General features: G+C 69.0%; 19 protein-coding genes and 1 tRNA gene. 12 read left to right on the top strand and 8 right to left on the bottom strand.

Annotated features, from left to right (window positions below):
• Positions 1–97 precede the first annotated feature (97 nt).
• Positions 98–1,924: an acyl-CoA dehydrogenase gene (locus tag AB0H76_RS23190; RefSeq protein ID WP_357327540.1), complete on the bottom strand. Its 1,827-nt coding sequence runs from the start codon at positions 1,922–1,924 to the stop codon at positions 98–100.
• Between the two features lie 211 nt (positions 1,925–2,135).
• On the opposite strand from AB0H76_RS23190, the gene AB0H76_RS23185 reads away from it, so the two are divergent.
• Positions 2,136–2,732: an alpha/beta family hydrolase gene (locus AB0H76_RS23185; protein WP_357327537.1), complete on the top strand. Its 597-nt coding sequence runs from the start codon at positions 2,136–2,138 to the stop codon at positions 2,730–2,732.
• Positions 2,733–2,736: 4 nt separating this feature from the next.
• Here AB0H76_RS23185 and AB0H76_RS23180 read toward each other — a convergent pair whose 3' ends face one another.
• A complete protein-coding gene (locus AB0H76_RS23180; RefSeq protein ID WP_357327534.1) occupies positions 2,737–3,426 on the bottom strand; it encodes a class I SAM-dependent methyltransferase in 690 nt (229 codons plus the stop codon).
• A gap of 161 nt (positions 3,427–3,587) precedes the next feature.
• Between AB0H76_RS23180 and AB0H76_RS23175 the strand changes: the two genes are divergently transcribed.
• Positions 3,588–5,012 (top strand): alpha/beta hydrolase, encoded by a 1,425-nt coding sequence (locus tag AB0H76_RS23175; protein ID WP_357327531.1) that lies wholly within the window; start codon positions 3,588–3,590, stop codon positions 5,010–5,012.
• 62 nt (positions 5,013–5,074) lie between these two features.
• Here the strand turns inward: AB0H76_RS23175 and AB0H76_RS23170 are convergent, their stop codons facing one another.
• Positions 5,075–6,181 carry a DUF4185 domain-containing protein gene (locus AB0H76_RS23170; RefSeq protein WP_357327529.1) on the bottom strand — a complete coding sequence of 369 codons (1,107 nt, stop codon included), beginning with the start codon at positions 6,179–6,181 and terminating at the stop codon, positions 5,075–5,077.
• Positions 6,182–6,351: 170 nt separating this feature from the next.
• Positions 6,352–7,092 (bottom strand): crotonase/enoyl-CoA hydratase family protein, encoded by a 741-nt coding sequence (locus AB0H76_RS23165; protein ID WP_357329827.1) that lies wholly within the window; start codon positions 7,090–7,092, stop codon positions 6,352–6,354.
• Positions 7,093–7,222: 130 nt separating this feature from the next.
• Between AB0H76_RS23165 and AB0H76_RS23160 the strand changes: the two genes are divergently transcribed.
• Genes AB0H76_RS23160 through AB0H76_RS23150 form a run of 3 tightly spaced genes read left to right on the top strand, consistent with a single transcriptional unit; the run spans position 7,223 to position 10,146 of the window.
• Positions 7,223–8,725, top strand: coding sequence for an acetyl-CoA acetyltransferase (locus AB0H76_RS23160; protein ID WP_357327526.1), 1,503 nt, complete (start codon positions 7,223–7,225; stop codon positions 8,723–8,725).
• A gap of 10 nt (positions 8,726–8,735) precedes the next feature.
• The gene (locus AB0H76_RS23155) at positions 8,736–9,500 is read left to right on the top strand and encodes a crotonase/enoyl-CoA hydratase family protein (protein WP_357327524.1); all 765 of its coding nucleotides are present in this window, start codon (positions 8,736–8,738) and stop codon (positions 9,498–9,500) included.
• Between the two features lie 4 nt (positions 9,501–9,504).
• Complete coding sequence (locus AB0H76_RS23150) at positions 9,505–10,146, top strand: TetR/AcrR family transcriptional regulator (RefSeq protein WP_357327521.1); 642 nt, start codon at positions 9,505–9,507, stop codon at positions 10,144–10,146.
• Between the two features lies 1 nt (position 10,147).
• Here AB0H76_RS23150 and AB0H76_RS23145 read toward each other — a convergent pair whose 3' ends face one another.
• On the bottom strand, positions 10,148–10,921 hold the full coding sequence (locus AB0H76_RS23145; protein WP_357327518.1) for an alpha/beta fold hydrolase: 774 nt from the start codon (positions 10,919–10,921) through the stop codon (positions 10,148–10,150).
• Between the two features lie 84 nt (positions 10,922–11,005).
• On the opposite strand from AB0H76_RS23145, the gene AB0H76_RS23140 reads away from it, so the two are divergent.
• Both AB0H76_RS23140 and AB0H76_RS23135 read left to right on the top strand, forming a co-directional pair.
• Positions 11,006–11,230: a hypothetical protein gene (locus AB0H76_RS23140; protein WP_357327515.1), complete on the top strand. Its 225-nt coding sequence runs from the start codon at positions 11,006–11,008 to the stop codon at positions 11,228–11,230.
• Positions 11,217–11,513, top strand: a complete 297-nt coding sequence (locus tag AB0H76_RS23135) for a hypothetical protein (RefSeq protein WP_357327512.1) — start codon at positions 11,217–11,219, stop codon at positions 11,511–11,513. The genes AB0H76_RS23140 and AB0H76_RS23135 overlap by 14 nt, the downstream gene beginning before the upstream one ends.
• 4 nt (positions 11,514–11,517) lie before the next feature.
• Here AB0H76_RS23135 and AB0H76_RS23130 read toward each other — a convergent pair whose 3' ends face one another.
• Positions 11,518–11,817: a DUF1905 domain-containing protein gene (locus AB0H76_RS23130; RefSeq protein WP_357327510.1), complete on the bottom strand. Its 300-nt coding sequence runs from the start codon at positions 11,815–11,817 to the stop codon at positions 11,518–11,520.
• A 56-nt stretch (positions 11,818–11,873) separates the two neighbouring features.
• On the opposite strand from AB0H76_RS23130, the gene AB0H76_RS23125 reads away from it, so the two are divergent.
• Both AB0H76_RS23125 and AB0H76_RS23120 read left to right on the top strand, forming a co-directional pair.
• Positions 11,874–12,224, top strand: a complete 351-nt coding sequence (locus AB0H76_RS23125; RefSeq protein WP_357327507.1) for a hypothetical protein — start codon at positions 11,874–11,876, stop codon at positions 12,222–12,224.
• Between the two features lie 97 nt (positions 12,225–12,321).
• Positions 12,322–13,098, top strand: a complete 777-nt coding sequence (locus tag AB0H76_RS23120) for an N-acetylmuramoyl-L-alanine amidase (protein ID WP_357327504.1) — start codon at positions 12,322–12,324, stop codon at positions 13,096–13,098.
• A 7-nt stretch (positions 13,099–13,105) separates the two neighbouring features.
• Here AB0H76_RS23120 and AB0H76_RS23115 read toward each other — a convergent pair whose 3' ends face one another.
• Entirely contained in the window at positions 13,106–13,738 is a 633-nt protein-coding gene (locus AB0H76_RS23115) for a 2'-5' RNA ligase family protein (RefSeq protein WP_357327501.1), read from the bottom strand.
• Positions 13,739–13,867: 129 nt separating this feature from the next.
• Positions 13,868–13,941: transfer RNA gene (locus AB0H76_RS23110), tRNA-Gly, on the bottom strand.
• A 195-nt stretch (positions 13,942–14,136) separates the two neighbouring features.
• Between AB0H76_RS23110 and AB0H76_RS23105 the strand changes: the two genes are divergently transcribed.
• From AB0H76_RS23105 to AB0H76_RS23095, 3 genes are all read left to right on the top strand, one after another.
• Positions 14,137–14,430, top strand: a complete 294-nt coding sequence (locus AB0H76_RS23105) for a hypothetical protein (RefSeq protein ID WP_357327498.1) — start codon at positions 14,137–14,139, stop codon at positions 14,428–14,430.
• Between the two features lie 109 nt (positions 14,431–14,539).
• A complete protein-coding gene (locus AB0H76_RS23100) occupies positions 14,540–15,184 on the top strand; it encodes a sigma-70 family RNA polymerase sigma factor (protein ID WP_357327496.1) in 645 nt (214 codons plus the stop codon).
• Positions 15,181–15,912 carry an anti-sigma factor gene (locus tag AB0H76_RS23095; protein ID WP_357327493.1) on the top strand — a complete coding sequence of 244 codons (732 nt, stop codon included), beginning with the start codon at positions 15,181–15,183 and terminating at the stop codon, positions 15,910–15,912. The genes AB0H76_RS23100 and AB0H76_RS23095 overlap by 4 nt, the downstream gene beginning before the upstream one ends.
• The last annotated feature ends 155 nt before the right edge of the window (positions 15,913–16,067 follow it).

Below are 16,067 nucleotides of genomic sequence, written 5' to 3'. Positions count from 1 at the left end.
CATTCTGCCTGCTGCGACCCTCGAATCCGGGGAACGCAGAGCGGCCCGGGACGAATCCCAGGCCGCGCTGTCGACTATTCGGTTGTGTTCACAAGCCTCAGAAAGCGGCTTCGTCCAGCTCCATGATGTCGTTGTCCAGGTTCGCCAGGATGGCGCGGGTGGAGGTGAGCTCCGGCAGGACGTTGCGCGCGAAGAACTGCGCGGTGGCGACCTTGCCGTGGTAGAACGCCTCGTCCGAGCCGTTGTCCAGGGCCTTGATGGCGACCTCGGCGCCGCGCAGCAGCTGCCAGCCGATGAGCAGGTCACCGACCGACATCAGGAAGCGCACCGAACCCAGGCCGACCTTGTAGAGCTCGGCCGAATCCTGCTGGGCGCCCATCAGGTGCCCGGTCAGGGTGGCGGCCATGGCCTGGACATCCTCGAGCGCGGTGGCCAGCAGCTTGCGCTCGGCCTTCAGGCGACCGTTGCCGGCCTCCGACTCGATGAACTTCTGCACCTGGCCGGCCACGTGGGCCAGCGCGACGCCGCGGTCACGGGCGATCTTGCGGAAGAAGAAGTCCTGCGCCTGGATGGCGGTGGTGCCCTCGTACAGCGAGTCGATCTTGGCGTCGCGGATGTACTGCTCGATCGGGTAGTCCTGCAGGAAGCCGGAGCCACCGAAGGTCTGCAGCGATTCGGTCAGGTACTGGTAGGCGCGCTCGGAGCCGACACCCTTGACGATCGGCAGCAGCAGATCGTTGACCCGGAAGGCCAGGTCCTTGTCGGCACCGGACACCAGCTGGGCGATGTCGTCGTTCTGGTGCGCGGCGGTGTAGAGGTAGATCGAGCGCAGGCCCTCGGCGTAGGCCTTCTGCAGGGCCAGCGAACGACGCACGTCCGGGTGGTGGGTGATGGTGACGCGCGGGGCGGCCTTGTCGGTCATCTGGGTCAGATCCGCACCCTGGACGCGCTGCTTGGCGTAATCCAGCGCGTTCAGGTAACCGGTGGACAGGGTCGCGATGGCCTTGGTGCCGACCATCATGCGCGCGTTCTCGATGACGTCGAACATCTGCGCGATGCCGTTGTGCACCTCGCCGACCAGCCAGCCCTTGGCGGGCACACCGTGGCCGCCGAAGGTGACCTCACAGGTGGCCGAGACCTTGATGCCCATCTTGTGCTCGACATTGGTGACGAAGACGCCGTTGCGGTCGCCCTTGGTCTGGGTGTCGAAGTCGAAGTGCCACTTCGGCACGTAGAACAGCGACAGGCCCTTGGTGCCGGGGCCGGCGCCCTCGGGGCGGGCCAGCACCAGGTGCATGATGTTCTCGAACAGATCGTCGGAGTCACCCGAGGTGATGAAGCGTTTGACGCCCTCGATGTGCCAGGAGCCGTCTTCCTGCTTGATCGCCTTGGTGCGGCCGGCGCCGACGTCGGAGCCGGCATCCGGCTCGGTCAGCACCATGGTGGCGCCCCAGTTGCGGTCGGCGATGATCTGCGACCACTTCTTCTGCTCTTCGGTGCCGTTGTTGTAGAAGACCTCGGTGAACCCGGAGCCGGCGGCGTACATCTGCGCGGGCGGGTTGGCGCCCAGGATCATCTCGCCCAGGGCCCAGCCGACGACGCTCGGGGCGCCCAGGCCGCCGAGCTCCTCGCGGACCGGAACCTTGGCCCAGCCGGCATCCTCGAGCGCCTTGTAGGACTTCTTGAAGGACTCGGGGAGGGTGACGGTGTGGGTGTTCGGGTCGAAGACCGGCGGGTTGCGGTCACCGTCGACGAAGGAATCGGCGAGCGGGCCCTCGGCCAGGCGACGCACCTCGTTCAGCATCTCCTTGACGGTGTCGCTGTCCAGGTCGCCGTAGGCGCCGCTGTCCAGGAGCGAACCCAGCTCGAGCAGCTCGAAGAGGTTGAATTCGAGGTCGCGGACGTTGCTCTTGTAGTGACCCATGTCTGTCTCACTCTCCATTGAGTCGGGGTGCGGTCGGTGTCAGCCGTTCCCGCCCGTTGTGCGGCTTGCTACTCGCGGGTAACTTACGGACCATATTACCGGTGAGTAATCAGCACGGCAAAGGCTCGAGCGGGCAATGTGACGTGAAAGACACTGCGGCGCATTGCCCCTGGTTGAAGGAACGAGTAGTGCTGAACGGTTACGGTGAGCTGTGCATATCGAGACGAGCGCGGGACCGGCCGAGATCGAGCTCGACAAGCCGCGTTCCCCGGCCTTCCTGCTGCTGCTGACGCACGGCTCCGGCGGCGGAGTCGACGCGAAAGACATTGTGGCCGTGCGGGATACGGCTCTCGGCCTGGGCGGGGCGGTGGCGCTGGTGACCCAGCCCTACCGGCTCGCCGGACGCCGGGCACCCGGCTCGGCGATCAAGCAGGACGAGGCTTGGCTGGAGATCGTCGCCGCACTGCGTAAGAAGGTCAAAACCCCGCCGCTGATCCAGGGTGGCCGCAGCAACGGGGCCCGGGTGGCCTGCCGGACGGCGCTCGAGGTGCGCGCCAGCGGGGTGATCGCGCTCTCATTTCCGCTGCATCCGCCCGGTAAGCCGGAGAAATCGCGGCGGGACGAGCTGCTGGCGGCGGGAAAGATTCCGGTGGTGGTCGTCAGCGGCGGCAGCGACCCGTTCGGGATACCGGACCCGGCCGACGCCGCCGAAGTCCGGGTGATCCCCGGTCAGCCGCACTCGTTCCGCACCGGGTTCGAGACCATCCAGGCCACTGTCGAACCGTGGCTGCGCCGCTGGTCGAAGTAGCCGCCTACGCCGGTTCGACGGCCGATTCGGGAGCGGGCCGGGTGGCCAGGACCAGGGCGTCGATGGCGTCGCGCCCCTCGGTCGGCCGGTGGACGCGGTCGGCGTGGCGGATCCGGATGCGGTCGGCCGCCGGCCCCAGATCCGCGGCGATGTCGCCCGGGGTGAAGAGGATGGACGGATCCTGCGGGCCGCCGTAGCCCTCGGTGAGATTTATGCTGTCGTGCCCGAGGATGAGCAGCGTGCCCTCGGGTGCGAGCAGGTCGGCGACATAGCGCAGGACCGTGCGCCGCTGCTCCGCGGGCAGGTGCAGAAACACCATCAGCACCAGCTCGTAGGGGCCGGTGATGCCCGCGGCCGCGAGGTCGGTGACGTCGGCGCAGTGCCAGCCGATCCGGCTCCGCACCGAGCGCGACAGCCGCGTCGCGACCGTGCGCCCCTTGTCTATGCCCACCTGGGAGTAGTCGACCGCGTCCACCTGCCAGCCGTGTGTCGCCAGCCACAGCGTGTTGCGGCCCTCGCCACAGGCCAGGTCCAGCGCACGGGGATGTTCGGGCAGTTCGCCGCCGGGTGTGTCGGGCCGCAGGGTGATGCCGCGCTCCATCCCGTACACGTGCTCGACGACGGTGCTGTTCGGCGGCGCACCCCAGACCAGCTCACTCTGCGCGTACCGCGCGTCCCAATCGGCCGCTTCCATGCCAGGAAGTCTATGGGTCGCGCGCAGACAGCTCGAGCGGCGAAGTCCGGAGACAGCCGATTCGTCCAGCTCTCGGCGCGCGAGGTCCAGTACTGCGGAGTGACCCCGGCTCCCTCGCAGGCGTGATGCCGCTCGGCGTCCAGCGACTCGATCATTGGTGAATGTCGTTATCCCGCAAGCTCCTAGCCGCCGCGCTCGCCCTGAGTGCCGGGGTGCTCACCGCGTGCAGCGCCGCCGCGGTCCCGGAACCGTCCGTGGCCTGGCAACCCTGTGCCGAGAACGCCGATTTCGAGTGCGCGAAGCTGCCGGTGCCGATCGACTGGTCGGCGCCGGATGCCGGCGCCATCGAGGTGGCGGTGATCCGGGACCGGGCCGACGGCGCGGACCGGGCCGGGACCCTGATCTCGCTGCCCGGTGGGCCGGGCGGGTCCGGAGTCGACCAAATCCTGCAGAACACACCGGGATTCAGCGCGGAGCTGCGGCAGCGGTTCGACATCGTCAGCATCGATCCGCGCGGGGTGAAGCGCAGTCATCCGGTGCGCTGCGACAAGGGACTGGCCCTGGGGCGGCCGAACCTGGTGCCCGACGGCGGCGGCCGCCTCGAAGAGGTGCACGCCTACGCACGGGATCTCGCGGCCAGCTGCCGGGAGTACACCGGGCCGCTGCTGGACCATCTCGACGCCGAGAGTGTGGCGCGCGATATCGAGGCGCTGCGAGTCGCGCTGGGGGAGCAGCAGATCAATCTCTACAGCCGGTCGTACGGAACCATGCCCGCGCAGCGATACGCCGAACTGTTCCCCCAGCACCTGCGCGGTTCGGTGCTCGACAGCGTGGACGATCACAGCCTCGGTGGCGCGGACTTCCTGGCTAGCGAAGCCCGTGCGGGCGAAGACACGTTCGCCGAATTCCGCTCCTGGTGCGCGCGCGAAGAACGCTGTGTCCTGCACGGGACCGATGTGGCCGCGACCTACGGCGAGCTGTTCACCGCCGCCGCTCGCGGTGAACTCCGTGATGTCACCGGCGCGCCCCTCGCGCCGCTGGACCTGAGCGCGAAGGTGACCCAGCGGCTGTACGGCCCGCAGTGGGACGACCTGGCCAAGGACCTCCAGGCGCTGGCCGCCACCACCCGCGGACCCGCCACCTTGCCGGCGATTCCGCGGCGTACCGGGGAACCCGCGGCCCTGCCGCCGATCATCTTCTGCTCCGACTGGCAGTTCGATATCGCGAATCAGGACCAGTGGCAGCAGCTTTGGCGCGGACAGCAGAGCAATGCGCCCACGCTGCGCGCCCACTTCGCCTGGGGCGCGGCGAGCCTGTGCTCCGGCTGGCCGGTGGCCCCGAAGAACCCGCCGCATCTGCCGCGCATCGAAAACGGCTCGCCGACACTGATTCTCAACTCCCGCCACGACCCCGCCACGCCGCACGAATGGGCGGTCCAGGTCGCGGCCCAGACCCCGCGCGCCACCCTGCTCAGCTATGACGGCTGGGGCCACGGCATCTACGACCGCACCGCCTGCACGAGAAACGCCGCCGATCAGTACTTCCTCGATCTCCGGCTGCCCGAGTCCGGCTCCTGCCCGGCCTGACCTCGGTGGAAATACAACGGCGGCCGCCTCCAAGTGGAGGCGGCCGCCGTTGTGCGTGTGTCTCAGAGCGTGGTGCGCATCAGCAGCACGTTGTACTGGGTGTGCACCGTCGTCATGAAGTACAGGTCCCGCCCGGTCTGGTACGGGAAGATCGACGGCGCGTAGGCGGTGGGCAGTTCGCGGGTGTCGATGAGCACCTCGGGTCCACTCCACGGACCTTCCGGCGCGGGCGCACGGCGCATGACGACCGAGTTGAACGGGTCGGTGGTCAGCGAAATGAACTGCCCGAGATAGTCGTTCCACATCACCGACAGTTCGCCGACGTTGCCCATGATCGGCGCCGCCGCGTTGACGTCACCGCGCTTCCAGTGCTCGCCGTCCCAGTACTCGTAGGCGCCGAGGTCGCCGATCGCGTCCTCGGTCACCCGGGCGACGAAGGCCGGGTTGTCGCGCCCGTCCGGGGTGCCGTATTCGTAGACGAAGCCGCCGCTCTTCAGGAAGGCGTTCATCTGGAAGTTGGCGTGGCCGCCCTCGTTGGGCCGGCGGGTGCCGGGCAACTCGAGCCAGGTCTCCCCGTTGTCGCCGGAGACGGCGAGCCCGGAGTAATTGGTGGTCCACTGGCCGACGTCGTCCCAGCTGGCCACCGACATCAGGCTCATGTACTGGGCGCCGCCCGCCGCGATACCCGCGGTCGGAATGCGGCTGATCTCCAGGAACGGGATCTTCGGGCTGGCGACCAGATCGCGCGCCTGCCCGAACACGTCCCGGACCACGCTGTCGAAATAGATCCCGTTGACCGGGTTCTGGGTATGGCTGCGCACCAGAATATTGCTGCGCCACGCCCAGGTGCTGCCGGCCAGCAGATTGGGGAAACCGATGCCCGCGGTATCGCCGAAGGCGGTCAGCATTTCGCCGCGGCCGTTGTCCCACATGATGCCCAGGTCGGTGCCGAGCACGTTGTAGTTGTGGGTGCTGTTGGGGCTGGCCATGCCCGTCACCTGGAAGACGGCCTTGGTCCGCCCGGGCAGTTGCGGCAGGCCGTTGGTGCCGTTCAGCACCGGAATCGGATTGATGGCGTTGGGGTTTGCCGCGGCCGGGGCAGTGACCGTTAGGAGCAAGGCCGTGGCACCCGCGACTGTCGACAGCAGTATCGAAGCGGTCCTGTGCAAGTCGGTGAAGCCCTCCGGATCACGCCGAAGCGGGCACGCCGACACAGACCTCGCTATGTGTCTCGCGCACATTTCGACTGGCTGGCAAATCGACCGGAATGCTAACAGTCGCGCTTCAGTGAATTGTGGCGGGCATCACCATCATGCGAAATTGGTATGAATATGTGTGCCTATTGTTTGCTCGCACCCCGGGCCAGGCGCAGGATGAGCGGCAGCTGGGTGGCGCGCTCCACGGCGAAGGTTCGTCGCGCCGAGGCCGCCCAGGAGCGGTCGAACAGGCGCTTGGCCCCGGCCACCGCGTGCGGGGAGCGGGCCGCGATGCGGTCGGCCAGTTGCTCCGCGGCCGCGAGCGGGTCGGCGGTGACCTCGGTGACCAATCCGATGCGCGCGGCGTAGTCGGCGTCCACCACGTCGGCGGTCATGGTCAGCAGCAGGGCCTTGTCGATGCCGATGAGCTGGGACAGTGAGGCGGCGCCGGTCATGTCGGGCACTAGGCCGTGCTTGGCCTCCATGATCGAGAACTCCGCGTCCGGGGCGGCGAAGCGGACATCGGCGGCCAGCGCGATCTGCAAGCCGCCGCCGAAGCAGCGGCCGTGCACGGCCGCGATCACCGGCACCCGCAGGCGCCGCCAGGCCCAGCAGGCCTCCTGGAAGGTGTTGGTGCCGCGCCAGGGCAGCGGCACGAAGGCGCGCACGATCGCCAGCAGATCGCTGGTGGCCTTGGCGACGTCCAGTCCGCTGCTGAAACTGGGTCCGTTTCCGGTCAGGATGACCGCGCGGACGTCCTTGTTCGCGGCGATGTCATGTGCGGCGTCGATCAATCCGCTGAGCATCTCGAGGGTCAGGCCGTTGTGCTTGCCGGGCCGGTCGAGGGCGACATAGGCCCGGTCGCCGTCGAACCGCAGCGCGATATTGGAGCTCATGCCCGGATCTTACCCAGCGGTCAGTTCCGGCGTCCGGACCATTGCCAGGCCGGACCGGACTCTGTTCTAATCGAGGTCAGTTCCCGTCAGTGCTGACGGGAAATGGAGCGGAGGAACAATGCTGCCAGCCGGAATGGACCCGCGCACACCGGTTCTCGTCGGTGCGGGCCAGGTCGTGCACCGATCCGGGGAGCCGGGATTACCGGGTCCGGTCGAACTCGCCGCCGAGGCGTTGCGCCGGGCCGGAGCCGACAGCGGCGCCGGTGACCGGCTGCTCCGCTCGGCCGATCTGATCGCCGCCACCGCCTCGGTCAGCAAGCCCTACCCCGATCTCGGCGCGCTGGTCGCCGCGGAACTCGGGGCCGCGCCCAAGCGCACCGTGCAGTCCGCCCGTTTCGGCGGTGACGCACCGCAGCGCCTGCTCAACACCGTCGCCCAGGCCATCGCCGACGGTCGGTCCGAGGTCGCCCTGATCACCGGCGCCGAGGCCGTCGCCTCCTGGAACGCCGCGAAACGGGCGGGCACGCCGGTGGATTGGCCCGAGCAGGACGAAACCGGCTGCGAGATCATCGGTTCCGAGCGCGGGCCCAACACCGAGATGGAGACCGCGGCCGGGTTGTGGGGGCCGGTCTACTTCTACGCGCTGATGGAGTCCGCGCTGCGGGCCCGGCTCGGGCTCGGCGTGGCCGAGCATCGCGCCCGGATCGGCGGGCTGTGGTCGCGGCTCTCGGAGGTCGCGGTCGGCAATCCGTACGCGTGGCAGCCCGCCGCGCGTACGGCCGCGGATCTGACCACGCCCTCGGCGGCGAACCGGATGGTGTCCACGCCCTATCCGAAGCTGCTGATCGCGAACCTCACCGTCGACCTGGGCGCGGGACTGATCGTGTGCAGCGCCGCCGCCGCCGACGCGGCCGGCGTGCCGCGGGACCGCTGGATCTTCCCGCACGGCGGCGCGACCGCGACCGACGAATGGTTCGTCACCGAGCGCGCGGACCTGAGCGCGTCGCCGGCGATCGCCGCGGCCGGGCAGGCGGCGCTGGGCCACGCGGGCCTCGGGATCGACGACGTGGCCCATATCGACCTGTACTCCTGCTTCCCGATCGCGGTGCAGGTCGCGGCCGAGGCGCTGGGTCTGCCGATCGACGATCCGGCCCGGCCGCTCTCGGTCACCGGCGGGCTCACCTTCGCGGGCGGCGCGGGCAACAACTACACGACGCACTCCATCGCGACCATGGTCGGGCGGCTTCGCGAGCATCCCACCGATCACGGGCTCACCACCGCGCTCGGCTGGTACATCACCAAGCACGGGGTCGGCGTCTACTCGGCGAAACCGCCTGCGCGCCTGTTCCGTTCGATCGAGGCCGAGGTGCCTACGGCGCGGCGCGAAGTTGCGCCCGGATACACCGGCCCCGCCACGGTCGAGGCCTACACCGTCGCCTACCGCAAGAGCTGGGACGGCGGGGACGAACCGGAAGCTGTCGTGATCAGCGCCCTGAACCCCGCGGGCGCCCGCATACTGGTGCGGGCCTCGGATGCGGGCACCGTCACCGCGTTCACCGACGGCGATCCGATCGGTGCGCGCGCCGAGATCGCCGCCGCCGACAAGCTCACCCTGATCTGAGAGGAAACCCATGTCCGACTTGGTATTGGTCGAACGGCGCGACGCGATCACCGTGCTGACCATCAACCGCCCCGAGGCCCGCAACGCCATCAACCTGGCCACCGCGCAGGCCATCGAGACCGCGATCGACGAGTTCGAGGCCGACGACGCCGCCCGGGTGCTGGTGCTGACCGGCGCCGGTGAGACGTTCAGCGCCGGAATGGATCTCGTCGCCGCGTCCAAGGGCGAGATGCCGATGACCCAGAAGCGCGGCCCGCTCGGCATCACCGCGAAGCCACCGGCCAAGCCGATGATCTCGGCGATCGAAGGCTTCGCGCTGGCCGGCGGATTCGAGCTGGCGCTCGCCGGTGACCTGATCGTCGCCGCCGAGAACGCGCAGTTCGGCATTCCCGAGGTGAAGCGCGGCCTGGTCGCGGTCGGCGGCGGCGTGCTGCGCCTGACCCAGCGGCTGCCGCGCAGCATGGCCGCCGAGTTGGCCCTGACCGGCGGGCGAATCGGCGCCGGACGGCTCTACCGGCTGGGGCTGATCAACCGGCTCACCGAGCCGGGCGGTGCGCTCGCGGGCGCGCTGGCGATGGCCGCCGAGATCGCCGCCGCCGCACCGCTGGCGGTGGCCGCGAGCAAGCGCATCATCGACGAGTCGCCGGACTGGGATTCGGCGGAGGCGTTCGCCAAGCAGGGTGAAATCGCGCTGCCCGCACTGTTTTCCAAGGACGCGGCCGAGGGCGCGCTGGCCTTCGCGCAGAAGCGCGAACCGCAGTGGCAGGGGCGCTGATCCGATGACGACGCGCGTCCGGGAGACGCAGGCGCAGCGCACGGCGCGCATGCGCACCCGGCTCCTGGACGCGGCCGTGCAGAGTCTGGTCGACGACGGCTATTCGGGCACAACCACTTTGGCGGTGCAGAAGCGCGCGGGCGTGCCCCGCGGCACCCTGCAGCATCACTTCCCGACCAAGGCCGACCTGCTCGCGGGCGCCGTCGAGCACCTGGCGGCCCGTCGCCTGGACCAGCTGACCCGGGAATTCGAGGCGATCCCGGCCGCCGCCGACCGGCTGGATGTCGCCGTGGAGCTGACCATGGGCATGCTCAGCGGTCCGTCCTTCCTTGCCGCCCTGGAGATCTGGGTGGGCGCGCGCACCGATCCGGAGTTGCTGGCCGCCTTCCTGCCGCTGGAGTACCGCCTGTTCGAGTTGATGCACACCAGCATTCGCGACATCTTCCGCGCCGAATTCCCGGATGACCCGCGCGTGCCGACGATCACTCAGTTCACCATCGAGATCATGACCGGCCTGGCGATGCGCGCCCTGCTCACCGGCGCGGTGGCGGAGAACCGAATCCTGCGGCAGCGCTGGACGACCGCGGTCCGCATCCTGCTCGGCACCGCCGACCCCGCGACCCTCACCATCGCGCGCGACCTGTGAGCTACCCGGCGGTGTCGAGAATGGCCTGTGCGCAGGCGGCCGGATCGTCGTAGAACGGGGTGTGGCCACTACCGCGCAGGGTGACGTGAGTCGCGCCGGGCAGCGCGGCTTTCGCGCGCCGGCTCTGGGTGAGGTAGGTGAGCAGGATGTCGCGGTTGCCCCAGGCGATGGTGACGGGCAGGTCCGCCAGTGCGGCGAGATCGGGCAACCGTGCGTCGGCGAAAGAGTCCAGGGCGGGCTGGAAGCCGGGCACTTGCGCGCCGTTGGCGGTGTCGATCGCGATCTGCGGGTCGACCGCCCAGGCCTTGCCGAAGACCAGGGTCAGGAACACCGTGCGCCCGGCGGCCGTGCCGAGGATTTTCGGCATCACGGGCCCCAGCGGCCCGAGTAGGCCGCGTGATCGGCCGAGCGACTGCTGGCACCAGATCCGACCGGCCTTGTCCCAGAACCCGATCGGCGAAAACGCGGTCACCGACCGGGCCGGCCCGCGGGCCGCGAGGTTCAGTGTGATCAGGCCGCCCATCGAGTTACCGGCCAGGTGCGGGCGCTGGATGCCCTGGGCGGCAAGAAAATCCGCGAGCGCGTCGGTCAGGGTGTCGACCGTGGTGCGGGGGAGCGGTGCGGAGCCGCCGAAGCCGGGCAGGTCGACCGCGATCACCTCGAAGGACTCGGCGAGCGTGCCGATGATCGGCTCCCACACCTGCCAGCGGCTGCCGACCCCGTGCACCAGCACCAGTGGTTCGCCCGCGCCGACCCGGTGATGATTCAACGTCATGCTCACGACCCCGCACTTCCCTTACTGGCAGTAGGCCAACAATATCGTATGGCAGGAACGCTGTTCGTCGGTACGATAAAAGGTATGGCAACACGTAAGGTCACGCTCTCCCTCGACGAGGCGGCCTGGTCCTACGCCGAACAGGCCGCGGCCCGCGCCGGCATGTCCCCCTCGGCCTGGATCTCGAAGGCCGCCCGGCGCGAAGCGGTGCGCACCGGCGTCGGCCCGCTGCCGGACGTGCGCGCCGAAGCCGCGGCCGACGAAGCGGAACTGGCCGCCGCTGAAAAGGCGATGCGTGCGCAGGGGTGAACTGTGGACCTATCACCCGCACGGCTCCACCCGGCGCCGCACCATCGTCCTGATCAGCAGCGACGGCATTCATGATTCGCCGCGGCGCTGGCTGATCGCCGCCGAGGTGCTCGAGGAGGATCCGCGCGACATCCTCGCGGTGACGCTCCCCGGCCACGGCTGGGTGCACGCGGGCAATATCGGCCGCATCTACCGCGACTGGCTCGCCGAGCGCGTCGATGAGCTGCCCGCCGACGTGCTCGACCGCGTCGACACCGCGCTGCGCGCGGCGATGGATCTGTGAACCGCTAGACCGCGACGACGAATTCGACCTGCGCCAGCGACCCGGCCGCCAGCTTCTCCGCGGTGCGCACCGGCTTCTTCACGGGCAGGACATACGTGCCGCGGGTCTTGTCCGGGAACACGGAGGTCGACCAGCGGGTAGCGCCGATCGTCACATCGACGCGCACCGCGCCGAACCCGTTGGCCCGGTGCGCGTGCAGATCCTCGATCTCGTCGGCGATGGCCTCGGGCAGGGAGACGAAATGCCAGGCTCCCATGCTCGGGTGTTCCCACACCTCGGCTGCGAACGAATAATGCGATGCCACATCAGGACTGTAACCGCGGGCACCGACAACCGGCCCCGCTCACTACGCTGGGGATGGTGCCCCTAGTCGAGGTGACCTACGCGCCCCATGTCCCCGAAGCCACCCTGCGCAAGCTGGCCGACCAACTGCCGCACCTGGTCTCGCTCGCCGTCGCCTGCCCCGAGGAACCCTACGACGGTGATCTCCAGCCCGGTGACGTGGAAATCCGCTTCCGCCCGCTCGGCCCGTTCGACCGCAGCGGCCTGGACGCCGTCATCGAGATCCGCTCCAAGTTCTTCGAGAGCCGCGCGGCCGATCGCCAGGACCGTGTCGACGCCCTGCACGAGGCGCTCGAATCGGCCACCGGCCTCGGCGAATTCGGCATCTACCTGGTGCTGCCGGTGGCCGCCTGGGCGCAGAGCGAATAGAAACACGGAAGCCACTGCAATGCAGCGGGATTCATAGCTCCGCGGGGTAGCGTGCTGGCCGATCTCGGTACGACGAACCGATCGAGGAGGCAAGCGCATGAGTGACCCGCTCTGGTTGGCCGATGTCCTACGCGCCGAAGGCCTGCGCGTGCTCGAACACGACGGCTGGCGCGACCGCGGCCACGGCGACTTCGCCGACATCCGCGGCGTGCTGTGCCATCACACCGCGGGCGGTGGCGAAAATGACTGGCGCATCGTCCAATACGGGCGCCCCGACCTGCCGGGCCCGCTGGCGCAACTGGTGCTCGAGCGGGACGGGACCTATCGGGTGATCGCCGCGGGTGTGTGCTGGCACGCGGGCCGCGGCTCGTGGCCCGGCTGGCCCACCGACAACGCCAACTATCACGTGATCGGCATCGAGGCGGTCTCGCGCGGCGACGGATCCGACTGGACCCCAGTGCAACTCGACGCCTACAAGCGCGGCTGCGCCGCGATCCTGCGGCATCTCGGCCGCGATGCCGGTGACTGCGTCGCCCATCGCGAGTACAGCAGCGAGGGCAAGATCGACCCGGCCGGCATCGATATGCCCGCCTTCCGTCTCGATGTGCAAGCGCTCATCAACCGCAACCCAGGAGGCACAACCATGGCGCTCGAGGAAACCTTCGTCAACTTTCGCGGCGACACCGTCACCCTCGGCACCGCCATCCGCTACATCGACGAATACGTCTGCGAACTGCGCGAGCAGGTCGGCGGCCCGATCCCGTTGAAGGGCTGGCCGCAGCTGGGCGACCGCACCCTCGTCGACGCCGTCGCCGCGATCGGCGCGGAACTGGGCATCGACGGTTTCAGTGATGTGGCGCGGGTGCAGAAGTAGGCGGCGATCAGCCGAGCGGGACGACCGCGCGATCACGCCACTGGTATTCGCGCCCGACCCGGCGCAGTTCGACGAGCTGGATCTGCTGCACCCGGACCGTCACGGGAGGCAGCGCGCGCAGCGGGCCCACCGCGGCGAGCAACCCCTGCGGGTCCAGCTGCCGGTTGAAGTAGCCGACCCCGAGATGCGGCCGGAAGTCGGCGGTTTCGGCCGGCTCGGCCGGCTGGTGCGGCGCGGTGGCGGCCCGCAACCGCTGATGCAGGTCGAGCAGCGGATCCCAGGGTGTGACCGAGAGCCGCAGCGCGCTGCGCGAACCGGTCAACGGGCCGACGCTGAGCCGGAACGGCCGCACCGCGGCCGCGGCTCGGCGGCCGGCCTCGGCGATGGCCGTGACCTGCTCGTCGCTCACCTCGTCGGCCCGGCCGACATGCAGTACGGGCAGATGCAGCCCCGCCAGCGGGGCCGGGTCCAGCACGTCATTGGCGAGATCGCGCTGACAGCGCGACGCCAGGTCGACCAGCGGGGGATCGGACATCTTCAGCTGCCAGTAGTAGCCGTCCGGCTCCGGCGACCCGGGCGCCCAATGATCTTCGATAGTGGTCAGGGCCTGAAAGGCCGACCAATCGTTGGACCGGATCACTTCGGCGTCGCTGGTAGAGCTGGGGCGCGATAGTGGAAAGGGTTGTTTCGAGGCGACGATCACGAACTGCCGGACTCCTCGAACTCGAAACAAATATGTCGTCCGAGATTGGTGGAGAATGATTCTCGGTGGAGCCGATGACGGGAATCGAACCCGCGCTGTCTGCTTGGGAAGCAGAAGTTCTACCATTGAACTACATCGGCAGTGCGTCTTGTGCGCTCGCGACTCTATCAGACCAGGCACTACGCCGGTCAACTTCGTTTCCCTCGGACCAAACCTCCGGTCGATTCTGACCGAACCTCTTTTCGGGCGTCATGCCCGCCTGAAGGTCACCGGCCGGCTAGCACCCGACCTCGGCCGGTGACCGGATGGGAAAGGCGACAGGAGACGAACCGACGATGAAGTCGACGCGGCACGCCTTCGTGGCGGCGCTGGCCGTCGTGGCCGCGGTCGTCGTGGTCGTGCTCACGGCGGCGGCGGGCCTGACGGGCGGGTTCGACGCGAAGGCCGTGATCTGGGGCGGTACACACAGCGCGCGAACCGGCCGGATGCCGGGTCTGAGCGAGACGCTCTCGGTGCTCATCCGGTACCTGCGTGCCGAGAATTCATCGCGCCGGACCCATCCAAACGGGGCAGGGGGGCGAAATCCTTCTATACGTATCGCCCGCGGCATCGAAAAAACGGACATATAACACCATGGTCATTTACGCACCGGACGCCGTCAGGAGGCGAGGGGATAATGCCGACGCCACGAGTTCCGTTCTCGGCTACCACGTTTGGAGGGGCACCTCGGGTGGCCGCGTGACCGACCCCGAGGGCTTCCCGGCGCTGCCCGGCCTGGTGCAGGTCGCCGCCGGCCCGACCTGTCCGCCGCGCCCGGAACCGGACGACGAGCTGACCCGTCGCCTGGTCACCGTGCTGGTCGCGGTGGGCGAGGGCGATCGCGCCGCCTTCACCGACCTCTACCGGCTCACCAGCCACCGCGTCTACGGGCTGGCCCTGCGGATGCTGGGCAACCGCGCGACCGCCGAGGAGATCACCCAGGAGGTGTATCTGCAGGTGTGGATGCTGGCCGACCGCTACGACAAGACGCAATCGAGCCCGATGGGGTGGCTGCTGATGCTGACGCACCGCAGAACCGTGGACAGAATCAGAGGGGAGCGGTCCGCTGCGAGCCGGGAGAACACTTACAGCCGCTTGCATCTGGGCCGCGACTACGACGTTGTCGTCGAGGGAGTCGAGCAGAGTATCGAGGAGGCGGCGGTCCTGCGCTGCCTGGACACCCTGACGGTGCTGCAACGCGACACCATCGCCCTGGCCTACTACGGGGGGCACACCTACAGCGAGGTCGCGGCGCGGCTCGGTACGCCCGTGTCCACCGTGAAGACCCGAATTCGAGACGGCCTGAAGCGTCTGGCCACCTGTCTGACCGGAGGCGACCTATGATCGGCGGCTGCGAGCGCTCTGACCTGCTCGAACTCGCGTATCCCTATGCGCTGGACGCGGTCTCCGAATCGGAGCGGCGCGCGATCGATCGCCGCCGGGAACGCGCCGACCACCGCACGGCGGTGCGTTTCGACGCCGCGGTCGCCGCGGTCGGGGAAACGCTGGCCGAACTCACCGTCTTCGATTCCTGCCCGCCCCCCGCGGAATTGGAAGTGCGACTAAAAGCGGCGCTCGACGAGCTCGTTCGCACCGACAGTGGCCGCTGCCGCTCGGTCTTTCGCCTCGATCGGCTGGTCGCGGCCGCCGTGCTCGTGCTCGCCTTCGCCGCCGGTGTCGGATTCCTGGTGTACCGAGCGAATGGGGAACCGCTGCCGGGGATCGTCTCGGTGGCGGAAATCGAGATCCGTTCCGATGCGCGCGCCCGAACGGTGCCGGTCACCGCCGGGGGCGAGCTGAGTATTCGCAGCTCGGAATCGCTGCGCGCCGCCGCGGTGGATTTCCTCGCGGCCGCCCCGCCGCCGCCCGGCCATGCCTATCAGATCTGGTTGTCGCAGCCGGGCGGTGCGCCCCGCTCGGCCGCGGTGCTCGACGCGCTGCCGTCGACGCCGGTGGTTATCGCTTTCGCCACCCTGGACACCCTCGCCGTGACCGTCGAACCGGCCGGGGGTTCGCCGGCGCCCACCACGACTCCGATCGCCGGCCTCGCGCTGGGCGCGGACGGGCGCTGAGCATTCTTCGAAAGTAATTCGGTGTGCGCGTTCTTCGCGCCCGAAATGTCGCGTTGGTAAAAGTATTTCGCCGATACACCAATCCGCCCGACCGGTCTGAACGAAGCCCATCTAGACGATTGCAGGACAGTTGCTGCATGTCCGAATGATGTCCA

The organism is Nocardia sp. NPDC050712, from assembly GCF_040654295.1.
Classification (GTDB): Bacteria; Actinomycetota; Actinomycetes; order Mycobacteriales; family Mycobacteriaceae; genus Nocardia.
The sequence above is the reverse complement of the archived record's forward strand: the minus strand, read 5'-3'. Positions and strand labels throughout refer to the sequence as shown.

Excerpts from the sequence above, each read along its gene's own strand:
- AB0H76_RS23190 (WP_357327540.1), bottom strand. The coding sequence starts at position 1,924 with ATGGGTCACTACAAGAGCAACGTCCGCGACCTCGAATTCAACCTCTTC.
- AB0H76_RS23180 (WP_357327534.1), bottom strand. The coding sequence starts at position 3,426 with ATGGAAGCGGCCGATTGGGACGCGCGGTACGCGCAGAGTGAGCTGGTC.
- AB0H76_RS23175 (WP_357327531.1), top strand. The coding sequence starts at position 3,588 with ATGTCGTTATCCCGCAAGCTCCTAGCCGCCGCGCTCGCCCTGAGTGCC.
- AB0H76_RS23160 (WP_357327526.1), top strand. The coding sequence starts at position 7,223 with ATGCTGCCAGCCGGAATGGACCCGCGCACACCGGTTCTCGTCGGTGCG.
- AB0H76_RS23155 (WP_357327524.1), top strand. The coding sequence starts at position 8,736 with ATGTCCGACTTGGTATTGGTCGAACGGCGCGACGCGATCACCGTGCTG.
- AB0H76_RS23150 (WP_357327521.1), top strand. The coding sequence starts at position 9,505 with ATGACGACGCGCGTCCGGGAGACGCAGGCGCAGCGCACGGCGCGCATG.
- AB0H76_RS23145 (WP_357327518.1), bottom strand. The coding sequence starts at position 10,921 with ATGACGTTGAATCATCACCGGGTCGGCGCGGGCGAACCACTGGTGCTG.
- AB0H76_RS23140 (WP_357327515.1), top strand. The coding sequence starts at position 11,006 with ATGGCAACACGTAAGGTCACGCTCTCCCTCGACGAGGCGGCCTGGTCC.
- AB0H76_RS23120 (WP_357327504.1), top strand. The coding sequence starts at position 12,322 with ATGAGTGACCCGCTCTGGTTGGCCGATGTCCTACGCGCCGAAGGCCTG.
- AB0H76_RS23105 (WP_357327498.1), top strand. The coding sequence starts at position 14,137 with ATGAAGTCGACGCGGCACGCCTTCGTGGCGGCGCTGGCCGTCGTGGCC.
- AB0H76_RS23095 (WP_357327493.1), top strand. The coding sequence starts at position 15,181 with ATGATCGGCGGCTGCGAGCGCTCTGACCTGCTCGAACTCGCGTATCCC.